The sequence below is a fragment of the Glutamicibacter sp. JL.03c genome, assembly GCF_025854375.1.
In the GTDB taxonomy this organism is placed as follows: Bacteria; Actinomycetota; Actinomycetes; order Actinomycetales; family Micrococcaceae; genus Glutamicibacter.
This window is the reverse complement of record NZ_CP107575.1, coordinates 2,104,704-2,122,673: the sequence shown is the minus strand read 5'-3', so window position 1 is coordinate 2,122,673 and position 17,970 is coordinate 2,104,704. Positions and strand designations below refer to the sequence as shown.

Annotated in this window: 11 protein-coding genes; 7 read left to right on the top strand and 4 right to left on the bottom strand. The window is 57.6% G+C overall.

Going from position 1 to position 17,970, the window contains the following annotated elements:
- Window positions 1–180 precede the first annotated feature (180 nt).
- The gene (locus OF385_RS09795; RefSeq protein WP_264275217.1) at window positions 181–1,383 is read left to right on the top strand and encodes an RNA polymerase sigma factor; all 1,203 of its coding nucleotides are present in this window, start codon (window positions 181–183) and stop codon (window positions 1,381–1,383) included.
- Window positions 1,384–1,509: 126 nt separating this feature from the next.
- On the opposite strand, the gene OF385_RS09790 is transcribed toward OF385_RS09795, so the two are convergent.
- Entirely contained in the window at window positions 1,510–1,734 is a 225-nt protein-coding gene (locus OF385_RS09790) for a hypothetical protein (protein WP_022876520.1), read from the bottom strand.
- A 221-nt stretch (window positions 1,735–1,955) separates the two neighbouring features.
- Here OF385_RS09790 and OF385_RS09785 point away from each other — a divergent pair, with 221 nt between their 5' ends.
- Complete coding sequence (locus tag OF385_RS09785) at window positions 1,956–4,064, top strand: DNA gyrase/topoisomerase IV subunit B (RefSeq protein ID WP_264275216.1); 2,109 nt, start codon at window positions 1,956–1,958, stop codon at window positions 4,062–4,064.
- A 77-nt stretch (window positions 4,065–4,141) separates the two neighbouring features.
- On the opposite strand, the gene OF385_RS09780 is transcribed toward OF385_RS09785, so the two are convergent.
- Both OF385_RS09780 and OF385_RS09775 read right to left on the bottom strand, forming a co-directional pair.
- Entirely contained in the window at window positions 4,142–5,107 is a 966-nt protein-coding gene (locus OF385_RS09780; protein WP_264275215.1) for a M56 family metallopeptidase, read from the bottom strand.
- Window positions 5,108–5,130: 23 nt separating this feature from the next.
- Window positions 5,131–5,502: a BlaI/MecI/CopY family transcriptional regulator gene (locus tag OF385_RS09775; protein WP_022876517.1), complete on the bottom strand. Its 372-nt coding sequence runs from the start codon at window positions 5,500–5,502 to the stop codon at window positions 5,131–5,133.
- A 383-nt stretch (window positions 5,503–5,885) separates the two neighbouring features.
- On the opposite strand from OF385_RS09775, the gene OF385_RS09770 reads away from it, so the two are divergent.
- From OF385_RS09770 to cydC, 3 genes are read left to right on the top strand one after another with little or no spacing between them, the layout of a single operon-like run.
- Window positions 5,886–7,487, top strand: coding sequence for a cytochrome ubiquinol oxidase subunit I (locus OF385_RS09770; RefSeq protein WP_264275214.1), 1,602 nt, complete (start codon window positions 5,886–5,888; stop codon window positions 7,485–7,487).
- Between the two features lie 23 nt (window positions 7,488–7,510).
- The gene (gene cydB / locus OF385_RS09765; RefSeq protein WP_264275213.1) at window positions 7,511–8,536 is read left to right on the top strand and encodes a cytochrome d ubiquinol oxidase subunit II; all 1,026 of its coding nucleotides are present in this window, start codon (window positions 7,511–7,513) and stop codon (window positions 8,534–8,536) included.
- Window positions 8,537–8,561: 25 nt separating this feature from the next.
- Complete coding sequence (cydC, locus tag OF385_RS09760; RefSeq protein WP_264275212.1) at window positions 8,562–11,885, top strand: thiol reductant ABC exporter subunit CydC; 3,324 nt, start codon at window positions 8,562–8,564, stop codon at window positions 11,883–11,885.
- Between the two features lie 63 nt (window positions 11,886–11,948).
- Here cydC and OF385_RS09755 read toward each other — a convergent pair whose 3' ends face one another.
- Window positions 11,949–14,573, bottom strand: coding sequence for a DNA topoisomerase (ATP-hydrolyzing) subunit A (locus tag OF385_RS09755; protein ID WP_264275211.1), 2,625 nt, complete (start codon window positions 14,571–14,573; stop codon window positions 11,949–11,951).
- A 98-nt stretch (window positions 14,574–14,671) separates the two neighbouring features.
- On the opposite strand from OF385_RS09755, the gene OF385_RS09750 reads away from it, so the two are divergent.
- Together OF385_RS09750 and OF385_RS09745 are read left to right on the top strand one after the other, a co-directional pair.
- A complete protein-coding gene (locus tag OF385_RS09750) occupies window positions 14,672–17,332 on the top strand; it encodes a GNAT family N-acetyltransferase (RefSeq protein ID WP_264275210.1) in 2,661 nt (886 codons plus the stop codon).
- 50 nt (window positions 17,333–17,382) lie between these two features.
- Complete coding sequence (locus OF385_RS09745) at window positions 17,383–17,970, top strand: DUF5998 family protein (protein ID WP_022876511.1); 588 nt, start codon at window positions 17,383–17,385, stop codon at window positions 17,968–17,970.

The following is a 17,970-nucleotide window of genomic DNA, read 5'->3' as shown; positions in this document are numbered from 1 at the left end:
GTTCGAATTGCCTTTGCCTGAAATCTACGGATTTTGGGAACATAAGGCGGGCTTGATGCGTTGATTACAATGTGCCAGCCCTGCGGCGTTTAGTCACTGATTAAACGTCTTCGGACTTGACAGGGTCATAGTGGTGTTACCGGCAGGTGCATCCGGAACGCATCGTTAGAAAGGTTATTCGTGTCATCTTCTGAGACGAACGCTAATCGTCAAGCAACTGAAGCCGAGGCTACCGAGGCTGAAGTATCGGCAGAAACTTCCGCGGCGAAGAAGCGTGCTACCAAGGCCAAGCCTCGGACCAAAAAGGTAGCTGCAGATACTGCAGCACAGGACGAATCAACCGGAGCGGTGGCAGAAGGCGAAGAGGACGCCGAGGCTGGTTCCGACGCTAAAGCCGAAGACGATTCCAAGGGCTTTACCCTTTCCACCGGAGATGACGATGCCCCGCAGCAGCAGGTCATGGTTGCCGGCGCAACTGCGGACCCGGTCAAGGACTACCTGAAGCAGATTGGTAAAGTCGCACTGCTGAATGCAGAGCAGGAAGTCGACTTGGCACTGCGCATTGAAGCTGGTCTATTTGCAGCGGACAAGCTGGAGAAGGATGACGGGTCGATGGACCAGCGTTTGCGTTGGGACTACGAGCAGATTATCCACGATGGCAAGATCGCCAAGAACCACTTGCTCGAAGCGAACCTTCGTCTGGTTGTTTCGCTGGCAAAGCGCTACACCGGTCGCGGCATGCTGTTCCTGGACCTGATCCAGGAAGGCAACCTGGGCTTGATCCGTGCGGTCGAAAAGTTTGACTACACCAAGGGCTTCAAGTTCTCCACATACGCTACGTGGTGGATCCGCCAGGCTATCACCCGTGCAATGGCTGACCAGGCACGTACCATTCGTATTCCGGTACACATGGTTGAAGTCATCAACAAATTGGCACGTGTTCAGCGCCAGATGCTGCAGGACCTCGGCCGCGAACCAACTCCAGAAGAGTTGGCCAAGGAACTAGACATGACTCCTGAGAAGGTAGTCGAAGTGCAAAAGTACGGGCGCGAGCCTATCTCCTTGCACACGCCATTGGGTGAAGACGGCGACTCTGAATTCGGCGATCTCATCGAAGACTCAGAGGCAGTCGTTCCAGCCGATGCTGTATCGTTCACCCTGCTTCAGGAGCAGTTGCACTCCGTGCTGGACACCCTCTCAGAGCGTGAAGCCGGCGTTGTTGCCATGCGCTTCGGACTGACTGATGGCCAGCCTAAGACCTTAGATGAAATCGGCAAGGTCTACGGCGTGACGCGGGAGCGCATCCGCCAGATCGAATCGAAGACGATGTCGAAGCTTCGCCACCCGTCGCGCTCCCAGGTGCTGCGCGACTACCTCGACTAAGACAGGCAAGAAATATGGCCAGCGGAACGAAATGTTTCGCTGGCCATATTTTTGTGCCTGGATAGAAAGAGGACCGGAGGACCAATGATGGTTGGTCCTCCGGTCCAGGATGATTCGGTAACGAGATTAATCGTTAACGTCGACCGTCGGCTTTTCGTAAAGTCGCGACGATTCGTCCTGCCAAACTGAGGACTGAGGGCGCAGCTTAGGTTCCACATCGCGGGCGTGGTGAGCGCAAAACAGCAGTTCACCCCCGGTTGAAGCCAGCACGGCTCGCACGTAGGCCTGTGCGCCGCAACGGTCGCACCGGTCGAGGGCGTTCAGTTCACGACTAGCGGTCGTAGTAGTCATTGCCAGCCTCCTAAAGTTGATGGTTACTCAATAGAACCAGTTCGAGCTCCGACTTTATCCCGAAAACGGGTGTCTTTCGCTCACCGCGTAGTAGATGTGGATAAGGTCATAGCAATCAAAACCGCGCCAAGACGGCGGAAAATGGCCAATATTCGAACACATTAACGATTAGAATAGTACTCACGACGTTCCTTCTTATGTAGGTAGGAGACAAAGGCCCAGTGGCTTCATCCGACAATTACAATGCAAGACACCTCTCTGTCCTTGAAGGGCTGGAAGCGGTGCGCAAACGTCCCGGCATGTACATCGGCTCCACGGACTCCCGAGGCCTTATGCACTGCCTCTGGGAAATCATCGACAACTCAGTTGACGAAGCGTTGGGTGGATTCGGCCAGGCAATTGGCGTCGTGCTGCATGCTGACGGATCAGTCGAAGTTCAGGACGATGGCCGCGGTATTCCCGTTGACGTTGAACCTAAAACAGGCCTGAGCGGTTTGGAAGTTGTGTTCACCAAGCTCCATGCCGGCGGCAAGTTTGGCGGCGGTTCCTACAGCGCATCTGGTGGCCTTCACGGCGTTGGCGCGTCGGTTGTGAACGCCCTGTCTGCACGACTCGACGTAGAAGTGGATCGCGGAGGCAAGACCTACGGCATGCAGTTCCGCCGTGGCGAGCCCGGAAAGTTTGCCGACAAGGGGCGGAAAAAAGCCGAGGCCACCTTCACTCCTCATGAGTCCGCAACGTCTCCAGAAATCATTGGCAAGGCCAAGCGCGGCGTTACCGGTACCCGCATTAGGTACTGGGCAGATAACCACATCTTCACCCCCGACGCGAAGTTCTCATATAAGGATCTGCAGGACCGGGCGCGGCAGACTTCATTTTTGGTGCCGGGTTTGCGTATCACCCTTCGCGACGAACGTGGCCTTCCGGATACCCCCGGTGCTGATGGTCCGCACGAAGAGATCTTCCAGCACGATGGCGGCATCAGCGAGTTCGTCGATTACCTTTCCAGCGATTCGCCGGTCACCGATATCTGGCGTTTCCAGGGCAGCGGCTCCTTCCACGAGAAGGTTCCTGTGATCGATGACAAGGGCCGTAGCCATATAGAAGACGTTCAGCGCGTGTGCGAAGTCGATGTCGCTTTACGCTGGGGGATCGGCTACGACACCTCGCTGCGAAGTTTCGTCAACATTATCGCTACCCCGAAGGGTGGTACGCACAGTGCCGGGTTCGAGCAAGCCTTGCTTAAGTCCTTCCGCAAGAATGTCGAGGCGAATGCTCGCAAGCTGAAGTTCGGCCAAAAAGACAAGATTGAAAAGGACGACGTACTCGCTGGTATGACGGCAGTTCTGACCGTGCGTCTTGCCGAGCCACAGTTCGAAGGGCAAACCAAAGAGATCTTGGGTACCCCACAGGTGCGCCAAATCGTCTCCAAGGTTGTAGAAAAGGCGCTTAACGATCGTCTAGGATCCAACAAACGAGCCGAAAAAGCTGAGGCTTCCACGTTGCTGGAGAAGGTCGTGAACGAGATGAAGTCTCGTGTTTCGGCCCGGATGCACAAGGAAACCCAGCGCCGCAAAACAGCCCTGGAATCCTCGACGTTGCCGACAAAGCTATTGGACTGCAGAAGCAAGGAAGTCGGAAAGTCTGAACTGTTCATTGTCGAGGGTGACAGCGCCTTGGGCACCGCGCGTCTGGCTCGTTCCAGCGAATACCAGGCCTTGCTACCCATCCGAGGCAAGATTCTCAATGTCCAGAAGGCGTCCATCTCCGACATGCTCTCCAATGCTGAGTGCGCCGCGATGATCCAGGTTATCGGCGCAGGCTCAGGCCGAAGCTTCGACATTGAGCAAGCCAGGTATGGGAAAATTATTCTCATGACCGATGCTGATGTGGATGGCGCGCACATCCGCACGCTCTTGCTCACGCTCTTCTACCGCTATATGCGGCCGATGATCGAGCATGGCAGGGTTTATGCAGCGGTTCCTCCACTTCACCGTATCGAAGTCATCAATCCAGGCTCGAAGCAGAATGAAGTGGTCTATACCTATTCGGAAGCGGAGATGAACAAGTTGCTTGCTCGGCTGGGGAAGGATGGCAAGCGCTACAAGGAACCGATCCAGCGTTACAAGGGGCTCGGAGAGATGGACGCCGACCAACTGGCTGAAACCACCATGGACCAACGCCATCGCATGCTGCGCCGTGTCGGTATTGAACATGCCCAGGCTGCTGAGGAAGTCTTCGACCTGCTCATGGGATCTGATGTAGCTCCACGAAAGAAGTTCATCATCGATGGAGCAGATGATTTGGAACGCGATCGCATCGATGTGTAGTCGCTCAACGTGAAGTCGTTGGCCCGGAGTTTACCTTGGCCAACGACTTCTTATTTTTTGCTGAGGGACCCTGTGGCTCACCATGCCAGCAGCCGGGGAGCGATCAAAAGTACAGTCGGGCAAACCAGCAACAAGATGGTGCAGGCCAAGACGAGGTAGCGCGGCCCCCGGCCCAACGGGGCGACCGGAGTCAAAAGCCGTTGGAGCCGCCGGGACGAAACTTCCCCACCTGGCATGCCTACCAATTCAGCATTCGATGTGTTCGACTTGGGAGAAACTTCGTCGACGTCCGCGGCTGCGGTCGCTACTGTGATGATCGCTTTCAATAGCGTTTGGCGGTTTACGCGCTCCAGGGCTTTGTCGTCGGCGAGCATTTCAATCAGCTGCCGCACGGCTTCAAGGGACAGCTTTGACGTGGGCAACCAGGGCAACGCTTCGTTCCAGGCGGTGAAGGCCAGAATCAATAGATCATGGCGTTGATCCAGATGTGATCTCTCGTGGGAAATCACAGCCTGTTGTTCTTCTGCGGTGAGCTGGGTGATCAATCCTCGGGAAAGGACGGTCACTGATTGGGAGATCCCGGGTACGCAGTAGGCGACGGGCGTGTCGTGGTCAATGACCAAGGTGTTCGGGCGCGTTTGTGATGGGTTGCTGAGCAGTCGAAGCAGTTGTCTATGCTTAGCCCGTTGCCTCGAAGTCCGCCATGCGGCGCGAATCAAGGTCAATACCAAATGGAACCCGAAGAGCAGCGCGGTGCTCAGAGCGAAGAGGTGGACGACGCCCGGATAGCGGACGTTCGGATCGCCGGTGAGAAGCCGCCAACCACCGTGCAAGGCTGAGATGAGGTCATCGCCGAGCGGTGTCAGTCCCCAAACAAGCATGGATCCAATCATCGATAGGCCACCGCCGAGTGCGATGGCTTGCCAGAGGAGAACAGCTTGGACCGGTGCGCGAGTGGTCCATTTGGCTTTAGATAAGGCCAACGGCGTCGGCCATGCTAATGCGATGGCCAACGCCGCTAGGAAGTATGAGGTGAGAAGCACTCAGTCCCCGAAGTTCGAATAATTTATGCGGACTTTACAGAGTCCAAGATAGCACGCAGGGACGCTGCTTCATCAGCTGAAATTCCGCCGATGAATCGAGCGAGAACTGCTTCGCGGTCCTGGGCGGTACCCAACGCCTCATTGAGAAGTCCCACGGTGTGGTCCTCGCGTGATGAAGAAGCAGCATAACGGTGAGGGCGGCTTGAGCGTTCTCGCTCAACGAGCCCTTTCTTTTCCAAGCGTGCAAGCACGGTCAGCACCGTGGTTACTGCGAGTTCCTTCGCATCGGTGCCAAGCGCCGCGAGATCATCGCGAAGGTCATTCGCGGTGAGGGGTTCTGCGGAATCCCACAGCAGATCCATGACGGAACGTTCCAGATCGCCAAGGCTGGCCACTAGGTCTTACCTCATTTGCTTTAGTTCTTTCGCCGCATGCCTGGGTCTGAGACTTCGGCACACTGCTTGAAACACCCATTGTAGCGAGTTTTGATCAATATTTCTACGACACGTAAAAGTGTGAGGTGTTCGTGTCTGATAGGCGGGGTTATAGGGGCCATGAGGAGCGCGTGGTGCGTGAAGCCAAGCATCTTGAGGCATTGAATGTCCTCAGGATTGGCGCTCATCACTCTGTAAGTCACCTGCTTTTTATGGTGTGCGTTGAATCTCGGCTTGCCGACTTCTACAACCTGTCGAAATCGTCTATGGTGATATTTGACGGCAGTTCTACGATTTGTAGAAAAGTTGTGGAAGATCTCAACACGCGACAAATTGAGGATTCAATGGATGCACTAGAAATTGCCCGCTGGCAGTTCGGCATAACCACGGTCTATCACTTCCTAATGGTCCCGCTGACCATCGGGCTGGGACTGACGGTTGCTGTGTTGCAAACCATTTGGCATCGCACGGGTAACGAGCACTGGCTGCGCATGACCAAATTCTGGGGCAAGCTCTTCCTAATTAACTTCATCATGGGCGTCGCTACTGGCATCGTCCAGGAATTCCAATTCGGCATGGCCTGGAGCGAATACAGCCGCTACGTTGGCGACGTTTTTGGGGCACCGCTGGCGATGGAAGCTCTGCTCGCATTTTTCGTAGAGTCCACCTTCCTGGGTTTGTGGATCTTTGGCTGGAAGAAATTGCCTAAACGACTGCACTTGGCCACCATTTGGTGCGCGTCTTTGGCCACAATGCTCTCCGCGTACTTCATTCTCGTCGCTAATTCCTGGATGCAGCATCCGGTAGGAACCAAGATCGTTGATGGGCGCGCGGTGATGACCGACGCATGGGCTGTCTTCACTAACAACACGGCGCTGATCACTTTCCCGCACACGCTTTTCGGGGCTTTTGCCGTAGCCGGCGGATTCCTGTTGGGCATATCCTGGTTTCACCTTTACCGTCGGCGCAAAGAAGGCATTGACACAGTAGATGCTGACGGTCGCGTGATCATCGGCGAGGACTTGAGCCGGGGCAGGAACCGGGATAAAACCGATTACCACGTATGGATGAAATCCCTTCGAATCGGTGCAAGCATTGCCGTCGTCGCATTCCTCGGCGTAGCGCTCACCGGCCACGAACAAGCCAAGCTCATGTTCGAACAGCAACCCATGAAAATGGCCTCTGCGGAGGCTGCCTGCCATGATGGAACTGGCTTCTCGGTTCTGTCGTTGGGCGACATCACGGCCAATGGATCTACCAATTGCGATGACGTAGTTGCTGTCTTCGAAGTTCCAGGGATTCTTTCCTTCCTGGCCAACGGAAACTTCACTACGGAAATCAAAGGCGTCAATACGTTGATTCCCGAATACCAGGAAAAGTACGGAAAGTACTATCCGCAAGATGAATCCTTTGGCCCCTACGCAGGCCAAGAAATCAATTACCTTCCGGTCATGGAAGTGACCTACTGGGGATTCCGGCTGATGATCACCTTCGGTGGCCTCTCAGCGGTAGCCGCGGCCATCGCATTGTGGATCACCCGCAAGGGAACCGTTCCGGATAACAAGTGGATATCGCGTCTCGCGGTACTGGGAATCGCGGCTCCGTTCGGTGCCAACGCCACCGGATGGATCTTCACTGAAATGGGACGCCAGCCTTTCACCGTAGCTCCGAACCCCCAGATGGGTGGAGTGGACCAGGTATTCATGTACACCGCGGCGTCTGTTTCGCCCACGGTGAGCGCAGGCGAGCTCTTGTTCTCGCTGGTGGCACTGACTTCCATATACGCAGTACTGCTCGTCGTCGAACTGGTGCTCCTATTCCGATACGTCCGCGGTGGCGTTGCTTCGGCAATGCCGGAACTTGAATCCGAGCATCAACGCGACAACACGAGCACAAATCGACACGATGACAACGACGACGATGACGTCTTGGCATTCGCTTACTAGCTGGAGCGACTAAGGAGAAAACCATGGAATGGCTACCAACACTTTGGTTCATTGTCATCGCAGTGCTCTGGTGCGGCTACCTCTTTTTGGAGGGTTTTGACCTAGGCGTCGGCATGCTCATCGGCCTGGGACGCAGCACCGAAAGACGCAAGCGGCTACTGCTGAACACCATCGGCCCGGTGTGGGACGGCAATGAAGTATGGTTGCTGACCGCTGGCGGCGCCACTTTCGCCGCGTTCCCGCATTGGTACGCTTCGCTCTTCTCAGCGCTCTATATCCCACTGACCATCGTGCTGATCGCGTTGATTTTCCGTGCGGTAGCAATCGAATACCGTGGCAAAGCAATCACCGCGCCCACTCGAAAAGCTTGGGACCTGGCTCTTGGCCTAGGCTCTCTGGTTGCCGCCTTTGGCGTAGGAGCCATGCTGGCATCGACAACCATAGGCCTGCCACTGAACGAAAACGGCGACCGCATCGGTGGCGCCTTCGCCTGGCTTACCTGGCACGCGGTACTGGGCGGAGCAGCAGTCGTGGCATTCTGCTGGATCCACGCGCTCGCCTTCCTGCGGCTGAAGACCGATGGGCCAGTTCGTGAAGAAGCAGGGAAACTCGTTGGTCGCTGGCTGCCGGTGGCCGTGCTGCCGATGATGGTCTGGGCACTCTGGGTGATCATCAACAACGATTCGGCCCTATCCTGGGTGATCCTGGCATTGTCTCTGGCAGCACTGGTCGTAGCGATCACTATGGGCAGAGCCGGGAAAGAGGGAATCTCCTTCATCGCCCTGGGCATCATGCTCGTAGCAGCGGTTGCGGCCATTTTCGTCGCAGTATTCCCTGTGGTTTTGCCCTCGACTCTCGATCCTGCCTTCAACCTGACAGTTGAAACGGCGTCCAGCACTCCATATACGCTGAAGCTCATGAGCATCGTGGCTGCTTTTGGTGTTCCTTTGGTGCTGGCCTACCAAGCGTGGAGCTACTGGGTATTTCGCAAGCGACTGCGCGAGGAGCACATTCCTGAAGCTCATCGTGTGACGTCAATCGTCAAGTAAACCAACCGGACCTGAAAGTCGAAATATGCCAGCCCCAAGATTCCTTCCCAATGACTTGATCACGCCACGCCAATTCGCGGTACTAACGTGCTTTTCAGTGTTCAAGGTCTTGGGGCTGGTACTTGTCGCTTACGCTCTGGGAACCTGGATTGCCAACATGGCCGTCAGCGCAGAAAACGAACCACAGCTGTTGTATCTTGCAGGAGTCGGAGCCCTACTACGTGCTCTCGCGGCCTGGGGACTCAATGTTGGGGCCCGACGCATGGGGTTGGGAGCTAAAGAACGCATGCGGCTGCATCTGCTCCAAACCGAGGTAGCACGTCCAACGATCGCTCCAGCCACACAAAATCCAATTCCTTTGGTCGCCACCCTGGCCAGCCACGGACTTGAGAAGCTGGATGACTACTTCACGAAATTTATCCCTGCGCTAATCGGCGCCGTCGCCATTCCGCTGCTCCTGGGCCTGTACATCCTGCAGCTGGATTGGGTCAGCGCAGTCATCCTGCTCCTGACCGTTCCCTTGGTGCCGGTATTCATGGCCCTCATCGGAATGCATACGCAAGAGACCTTGAAGGAAACGCAGTCATCGCTTGACCGGCTGGCAAACCAGCTCTATGAACTGGCCCAAGGCCTGCCTGCGCTACTGGGACTCGGCCGGGCGCGTCAGCAGGGGAATGCCATTGCGCAAGTCGGCGCGAAATACCGATCGGCCACCATGGCCAATCTGAAGACCGTTTTCATGTCGAGCTTTTGGCTTGAACTCATTTCGACTCTGTCAGTCGCAGTGCTGGCCGTCTTCATCGGGGTCAGGCTGGTCCATGGCTCCATGGAGCTGTCCGCGGGACTGACAATCCTCATCTTGGCCCCCGAACTATTCTCCGCCCTTCGCGAGGTTGGATCGGCCTATCACTCGGCAGACGACGGTCTTGCAGCCTACCAGCGATACCAGAAGATGACCGCCGAGGTGCCAAGCGTTGCCTTGAGCGAAACCTCCCACAAGCCGGCTAGACATATTCTGGAAATTGCAGATCTCAGTGTTCGCTATGGCAAGGGGGAACCGATTTGCCAGGACTTCAACCTCACCCTGGGCGCGGGTCAACGGCAAGTCCTCGCAACCGCGAGCGGGTCCGGAAAGACAACCCTGCTCACGGTCATTGCGGAGGCTCAGAGCAGCAATAACGAGTTCAATCCGGAGCTAGTCCACGGCAGTATCCGGATTTCCGGATCGATTGCCATGATCAGCCAGCATCCGCGATTCGATGCCGAGACGGGCCGGAAGCAACTAGACCAGGACGTGCCCGGGGCCGATCCCGAACTCATTGCAGAGCTGGCGGAGCGCCTTTCGATGCGACAGATGCTCGAACATGAGATAGCAGAATATTCACCTGGCGAACTTCGTCGTTTGGAAGTACTGCGTGCCGTGCTGCGACTGCATGGCGGCTCCAACTGCACCTTGCTTCTTGCGGACGAGCCAACAGCGCACCTGGATGACCATCATGCCGCAGTAGTGCGCCAGCTGCTGCGTGAGCTCCCGGAGCACTGCGCTGCCCTCATCGCCAGCCATGACCCATTGCTCAACAACGCACCAAGCAACCACGCTGAGGGTCGGGTCCCAACGAGGGGGCCAAACCGGGAACCTGAGCTTTACGAGGAAAATGCTCGGGGCATGACAGCCATACCTACGGGTGATACGAGTGGACACCACTTTAATCCCCGAAGTGAATTGCTCAAGCGTTACCACAGCGCGCCGAAAGCCATCGCGTGGGGCACAGCCAGCGTCCTGTGCGCAGTCGCCTTGGCCGCGCTCAGCGGCTGGTTAATTGTCGAAGCCAGCTACCAGCCACCCATTCTCCACCTGAGCGTCGCATTCGTCATGGTGCGTGCGCTAGGCATCGGACGAGCTGCATTCCGCTATCTGGAACAGCTGGCCATCCACGATGCAGTCCTCGAATACGCGGGAAAACTTCGTGAAAAACTATGGAATGCCATGGTCGCTGATCCTGCCCGCTGGGGCCTGTTTAGCCGCTCCTCGGTAGTCCTGCGGTTCTTGCTCGCTGAAGTGGATGAACTGCGCGATCAACTCGCGCGAGTGGTCTTCCCGCCGCTCTCGGCAACGGTGGTGTGGGTAATGGCCATAATTGTCTTGTTCCTGATTCAGCCTGAGTTCGGCTGGACCGCCCTGATAGCAGGATTGATGCTTGCGGGACCCATCCGCTGGCTGGTCCAACGTATCGAGGGGCAACATCTGGTACGGCAGCTGGCCCATCGTATGTCCATGAACCAATCTATCCTCGGGATCCTGCGACACAAATCCGCATTGCGAATCAACGAATCCCTGGAGCCAGTGATTGTTTCACTTAGCAGGGCAGAGGAAGAAAATACGAAGGATGCCCGCTACCACGCGCTGGGCCAAGGCAGCGCCTCTGCGCTCGCCGTCCTGCTCAGCGTGCTCATGGCCATAGTGATGACCGCGGTATCCGGGAGTTCCGCGTCGTTGACCGCGTTGGCGGTATTGCTCAGTTTGGCCTTGGGGGACAGCGCAAGCGGCGCCCTGATGGCGGTACAGCAGGGGCAAGCCCTGAAACAGCTCACGGAACAGCTCGAACGCCATGGCCTGGCCAGCGATGGACAGCATGAGTCGGAGCATGCTGGCAAGCCAAGCACGTCCATCGCAGCTGTTGGTTTTGAGCTGGAGGAAGTAAGCCTGGGATATGGGCAAGGTCCAAACGTCATCGACAAGCTGAGCGCAAGGATTCCGACAAACCAATGGACCGCTATCGTCGGCCCTTCCGGATCCGGAAAATCAACGCTGCTCACGGCACTGCTCGGTGCCCTGCCTGCACGCACCGGAAATCTCCGAATTTTCGATGACGAGGGGAATCTGCATCCGCTAGCGAATGCTGAAGCGAATTCGGTAGCCTGGTGCCCACAGGAAGCCCACCTGTTTGATTCCTCGATACGGCGCAACCTCATGCTCGGCGTGCCCGAAGGTGAGCAACGCAGCGACGGACAGCTGATCGAGGTTCTTGGGCGCGTCGGCCTCTCGACCTGGTACGGACAGCAGACCCAGGGACTCGATACGAGAATCGGATCCGGGGGCCACAACCTCTCAGGCGGCCAACGATGCAAGCTGGCCGTTGCCAGGGCGATTCTCGGCGCACATCAAGTGGTACTGCTCGATGAGCCCACAGCGCATCTGGGAGTAGATGAAGCTGGCGAGCTGATGGCGTCACTGCGCACTGCGCTGGTTTCCCGCACCGTGGTGCTCATTACCCACGATCAAAAATTGGCCGGGGAGTGCGATGGGCGACTAGACCTGGGTGCTCCGGTAGGCGCTGGAAGCAAATAGAAAGGTGCTGCTGCGGATCAACTGATTCGCAGCAGCACCTTCGACTTTTATAAGCCCGGAAACCTAAAGGACGACGCCACCATCATCAAAAGGCAGTGTATCCTCGCCCGGATTGAATGCTGGAGCTGTCTTCGGGCGTTCCGACTGAACCGGGGCCAGATCCGGTTCAAGTTCCGATCCAATGTCCTGCGCTGTGGCGGAGACCTCGCTTGCGCTCAAGGAGCCGCCCAGGATATTGATGGACTGGGCCAATGGCGCGCCAGAGCCATCACGTTTGCCGAATTCCGTCGGCAAGGCCCGAACCACCCCGGCTGAGGAACTGGCTCGCGCCGGCCCCTGTCCAGCGAAGGCAAGCTGCAAGTGGTCTTCGCCCTTGACAAAGCGATGCGCGCGAACACCGGCTGTAGCACGGCCCTTGGCTGGGAATTCCGCAAAATCAGTCAGCTTCACCGACTGGCCAGAAGCTCCCGGCAAGGTCTGCGAACCCGATGCGATCGTCGCGACCACCGCGCTGCCTGCGGTTGCCGGAACGACCCCGAAGAAGATGACGTGGTCATCGGCGCCAAGCTTGATGCCCGCCATGCCACGACCGGTGCGTCCTTGAGGCCGTACTGCTGAAGCAGGGAAACGCAGCAGCTGAGCGCCACGGGTGAGGAAGACCAATTCATCATCCTCGCCAGCTACACTGGCGGCCACCACTACGTCGTCATCCTTGAGGGTAATCGCCTCGAACTCATCGCGATTCAGCGGGTACTCCGGAGTCACCCGCTTGACTACGCCATGTCGAGTACCGATGGCCAGCACCGCGTTCAGCGGGACCAGCGCGATCACCGATTCGTTCTTTGACAGCTTCAAGAATTCCGCGACCGGCACGCCCTGTGCCAGCTGCGGGAATCCATGGGACTCTGGAAGAGCTGGCACATCGATCAGGGAGATGCGGATGATCCGGCCGGTGCTGGTCAGCGCGCCGATCTCACCGCGGGCTGTGGAAGGCACCTGGGAGAGCAGCACGTCATGTTTGATGCGAGCCGAAGAGAAGTCCAGGTCTGTGCGGTCGTGGGTCCGCGCGATCTGGCCGGTGGCAGAGAGCAAAGCCCAGCAGGCGCTATCGGAGATCTCCATGGCCAGCTTGGCCTGCTTGCCGTTGCCTACAGCTTCGGGCAGCGCGGTGCCCTTGAGCGGGGCGAGCTGCGCGGATTTGAGCAGTTTGGTGCGTCGCGGAGTGCCGAAGGTATCGGACATCTCTTCCAGTTCGTCGGAGACGACAGAGCGCAACAGCTGATCCGACTCCAAAATGGCGCGCAGCTTCTCGATGTCCTCGCGCAGCTGTTCTGCTTCAGTTTCCAATTCAAGCTTTGAATATTTGGTCAACTGGCGCAGGCGCAGTTCCAGAATGTGGTTGGCTTGCGGCTCGCTCAAGTCGAAGACGGTCATCAGGCGCTGGCGCGCCTCGTTGGTCTGTTCGGAAGAGCGGATGATGGCGATGACGTCGTCGATATCAACGATGGCGATCAGCAGGCCCTCGACCAAGTGCAACCGGTCTTCACGCTTGGCCAAGCGGTGAACGGTCCGTCGGCGAACAACGTCGATCCGGTGGTCTACGTACACGGTGAGCAGCTCGCGCAGCCCCATGGTCCGCGGCTGCCCGTTAACCAAGGCAACGTTATTGATGCCGAAGGAATCTTCCATCGGGGTGTACTTGTAAAGGCTGGCCAGCACGGCGTTGGGATTGAAACCATTCTTCAGCTCAATGACCAGTTTCAAGCCATGATGGCGATCGGTGAGATCGACGACATCGGAGATCCCGACGATCTTCTTGTTGTTGACCCCGTCCTTGATCTTTTCAATGACTTTCTCCGGCCCTACGGTGTAAGGAAGCTCGGTGACGACCAAGGCCGACTTGCGCGCCGAGATTTTCTCCAGCGCTACCGTAGCGCGGGTACGGAACAGTCCGCGGCCAGTGCGGTATGCATCTTTCACGCCATCGAGTCCGATGATGCTTCCGCCGGAGGGCAAATCGGGTCCGGGAATGAACTTCATCAGTTCTTCCACGGTTGCTTCAGGCTCCAGCAACAGGTGGCGGGAGGCTGCGATGACTTCGCCGAGATTGTGGGGTGCCATATTCGTGGCCATTCCCACGGCGATGCCGGTGGTTCCATTAACCAGCAGGTTCGGGAAGGCGGCCGGGAGCACTTCTGGCTGCATGAACTGGTTGTCGTAGTTCGGAATGAAGTTGACGACCTCTTCGTCGAGGTTCGCGGTCATCGCTACGGCTGATGCCGCCAAGCGAGCCTCGGTATAACGCGGCGCCGCTGGCCCATCGTCAAGGGAACCGAAGTTGCCATGGCCATCAATCAACGGCAGACGCAGCGAGAAATCTTGGGCCAGGCGGACCATCGCATCATAAATCGCGGCGTCACCATGCGGGTGCAATTTACCCATGACTTCGCCGACCACGCGCGCAGACTTCACGTGCCCCTTCTCGGGGCGCAAGCCCATCTGGGACATCTGGAACAGGATTCGACGCTGGACCGGTTTCAGCCCGTCTCGGGCATCGGGAAGTGCGCGTGAATAGATGACGGAGTAGGCGTACTCCAAGAAGGAGGATTCCATTTCATTGGTGACGTCGATGTCGACGATGTTTTCAACGAAATCCTCTGGAATCTCTTCAGACTTCTTTCGAGCCATTACTCTTTTTGTCCTTCATCTGCTGTCGTGCGGCCGGAGCTGTCGATACTTCGTGTTGCGTCTGGGCACATCACCAAGGTCGCGACTATCCTAAGCCTATGGTGGATCGTAAACTTTCGGCGGCATATCCGGCGCATTGGGAAGCTGATGTTGTGCTTCGCGACGGGACAACGGCACATTTGCGGCCCATCACCCCGCTGGACGCGCAAGCCCTGCAGGAGATGCACCAGCATCAGTCTGAAACCTCGGTCTACCTACGCTATTTTACGTACAAGTCCTCGCTGACCCCTAAAGAGCTCGAACGATTCACGAACGTCGATCATGTGAATCGGGTCGCTTTCACCGTGGTGCGCGGATCAAAAATCATCGGTGTTGGACGCTATGACCGCCTTGACGATCCGCAAGAGGCCGAAGTCGCCTTCAACGTCTCCGACGAATACCAGGGCACGGGGATCGGATCCATCTTGCTTGAGCATCTGGCCGCCGCCGCCCGCGAGAACGGCATCGAGAAATTCTCCGCAGAGGTGCTACCGGAAAACCGCAAAATGCTCACGGTCTTTTCGGAAGCCGGCTACGCAGTGGCCAGGCACTTCGAAGACGGCGTAGTGATGCTGGAATTCTCCATTAACCCCACCGACAAATCGCGCGAAGTCACCGAATCCCGGGAACACCGAGCCGAAGCCAGCAGTGTCGCAGGCCTATTATCACCGCAGTCCATCGCAGTGATAGGCGCCAGCCGCACCTGGGGAAAACTGGGCCACGATGTTCTAGAACGTATCGTCGAGTCCGGGTATACCGGCACCGTTTACGCGGTCAACGATGCGGCGCTGGAAGTCGGCGGCATGGTCGCGTACGGCAAGGTCACCGAACTGCCGGGCCCAGTAGACGTGGCGGTGTTATGCATCCCCCGCGCGGGAATCCTCGAAGCAATCAAGGACTGCGCAAGACATGGCGTGAAAGCTCTGGTCATCATGTCAGCCGGGTACGAGTCGGCCCAAGGGCTGAGTGCCCAGCGAGAGCTCGTGGCGCTGGCCCGGGCCAACGGCATGCGCGTTCTCGGCCCTGCCTCGCTCGGGCTGACCAATACCGATCCGGAAGTGAACCTGCACATCTCAGGGAGCACTGGGGTATCGAAGCCGGGCAACGTCGGGTTCTTCAGTCAATCGGCGGCCATGGGAATGATTCTTCAGGGCGTTGGCATCCAACATGCTGTTGGGGTGAGCAGCGCGATTTCCGCTGGGCTGCGCGCCGATGTATCCGGCAATGACGCCATGCAATTTTTCGAGGATGATCCGCGGACGGACGTTGTGGCCATGTACCTGGAGTCCTTCGGCAATCCGCGTAAATTCGCGCGCATCGCCCGTAGGCTCGCTCGTCGCAAGCCCGTCGTCGTGGCCAAAACCGATGTCATGGGCCGACGCCTGCCTCCGGGCCACTCGGTGAGGGTCGGGCAGGCCCCTGCGGGGGCGATGAATGCGATCTTGCGTCAATCCGGAGTCATTCGCGTTCGCTCATCCGAAGAACTCCTGGATGTCACTTCGCTGCTTTCGGTTTTCCCTCCGCCGCAAGGACCAAACGTCGCGATCTTGTCCAATTCGCTGACGATCGCCGAAGTCGTTTGCGATGTTGCCGAAGACCGAAATCTCAATACAGTGATCCGCGGCGAAGAACTCGACTACAGCGTTGGGCAGTCGCGAGCCATCCCCATGCTTCGGCGCCGGCTCCAGGAACTGGTCGACGATCCAGAAGTCCACACGGTGCTCCTGGCGCATCTGCCGTATTCCGGGCTGGAAACCTCAGCGGTTCTCAAGGTCGCCCGAGAACTCCTCCACCAATCCAAGCCGATCGTGACCTTGGTTCCCGGTCTGTCGGATTCCGAAATCGCCGGAGGAGTGAAGCAAGGCGTTCCGCTGTATACCTCGCCGACCACCGCTATCGGGGCCTTGGCGAAAGCCTACGGCTACCAGCAGTGGGTTGAGGTTCCCTACGAGGGCATCGAAGACCCCGCGGGCATCGATTCCGACGGTGCTGATGACTACCTTGCGGAACTGGTGACTTCTGTTTCGGGCTCCAACCTATTAGAACTATCCGAAGCTCAGGCGCAAAAGCTACTGGGCTTCTATGGGATCCAGATCTACGGATCACGAGTCGTCAATACTGTTGAAGAAGCAGTGGCAGCAGCTGATGAATTGGGCTGGCCTGTCGCGCTCAAAGCCAATGATCCAGACCTGCGCCAAAGATTGGATCTCGGCGGCGTCAGGTTGAGCATTCCGGACCGGCCGAGTCTGGAAGCGAACTTCACCCATATGAGGATGCTGATGCAGACCTATGGCGTTGATGCACTGGAAGTCCAAAGCATGGCCCCGGCCGGCCAGGCATGCGTGCTCAAGGCCGTAGAAGATCCGCTCCTCGGACCGGTTATTTCGTTCGGTCTCAGCGGCGACCCGGTGAATCTGTTGGACGATTGGGCCCACGGTGTCGCACCGCTGTCCACCTATGATCTGGAGCAGTTGATCCGCCGCCCGCGAAGCAGCGTTCGCCTGCTTGGGTATCAGGGACTTGCCGCGGTTGATCTGCACGCCTTGAAGGACTTCATCACCAGGGTGTCGCTGTTCAAGGACAACCATCCCGAGGTCACCGTCGCGAAATTCGCTCCGATTTCGGTCGCGGCTGATTCATTGAGTGTCCTCTCGGTCAATATCCAGATCAGCAATGCTGAGCAGCGCACCGATAGCGTCCGGCGAGCCTTGAGGAGCTGAGCCGAGACGCAAAACGTGAATTGGCCGGAGCTACTGAGTAGACTTGGCCTATGAGTTCTCCAACATATTCGACTGCTCCGGGCGCTGAGCTTCTCGACGATCTGGTACGGGCGGGCTTCTACCCGCAGATGGTCCAGGATGTCCTTGCTGAAGCCATGGCCGGGCAGCCAGTACTTGACCACTATGTACACCTGGAAACTCATTTCGACCACACCGAAGTGCACCGCCATATTACGGTCATGGTGAAAAGTGAAAAAGTGCTTTTCATCCTGCACGTCGATGATCAGCAGCTTGATGACCACGGCAAGGATGTCATGGCGCAAGTATCTGTCGAAATGATTGCACTTTCGAGGATTGCGTCGGTAGCAACGAGCTATGTGTACCACCAGCCGCAGCACTATTCTTCGGCCGATGCGGTGAAGGAATTGACCTTCGGCATGTCCTGGGGCGGCACTAAGCGCATCGACCTCGCGCCAGCGGCCTGCGGAGATCCCCAATGCGATGCCGACCATGGCCTCAACGGCACTTCACAGCCGGAGGACCTCGTGATTCGGGTCAGTGCCGAAGCCGACGGCCAGCGCGCGGTGAACAAGGCCCGTGAATTCGCAGTACGACTACGTTTGGCAACGATCGCTTGA

Coding starts and splice junctions, on each gene's coding strand:
- OF385_RS09790 (WP_022876520.1), bottom strand. CDS start 1,734: ATGACTACTACGACCGCTAGTCGTGAACTGAACGCCCTCGACCGGTGC.
- OF385_RS09770 (WP_264275214.1), top strand. CDS start 5,886: ATGGATGCACTAGAAATTGCCCGCTGGCAGTTCGGCATAACCACGGTC.
- cydB (WP_264275213.1), top strand. CDS start 7,511: ATGGAATGGCTACCAACACTTTGGTTCATTGTCATCGCAGTGCTCTGG.
- cydC (WP_264275212.1), top strand. CDS start 8,562: ATGCCAGCCCCAAGATTCCTTCCCAATGACTTGATCACGCCACGCCAA.
- OF385_RS09755 (WP_264275211.1), bottom strand. CDS start 14,573: ATGGCTCGAAAGAAGTCTGAAGAGATTCCAGAGGATTTCGTTGAAAAC.
- OF385_RS09750 (WP_264275210.1), top strand. CDS start 14,672: ATGGTGGATCGTAAACTTTCGGCGGCATATCCGGCGCATTGGGAAGCT.
- OF385_RS09745 (WP_022876511.1), top strand. CDS start 17,383: ATGAGTTCTCCAACATATTCGACTGCTCCGGGCGCTGAGCTTCTCGAC.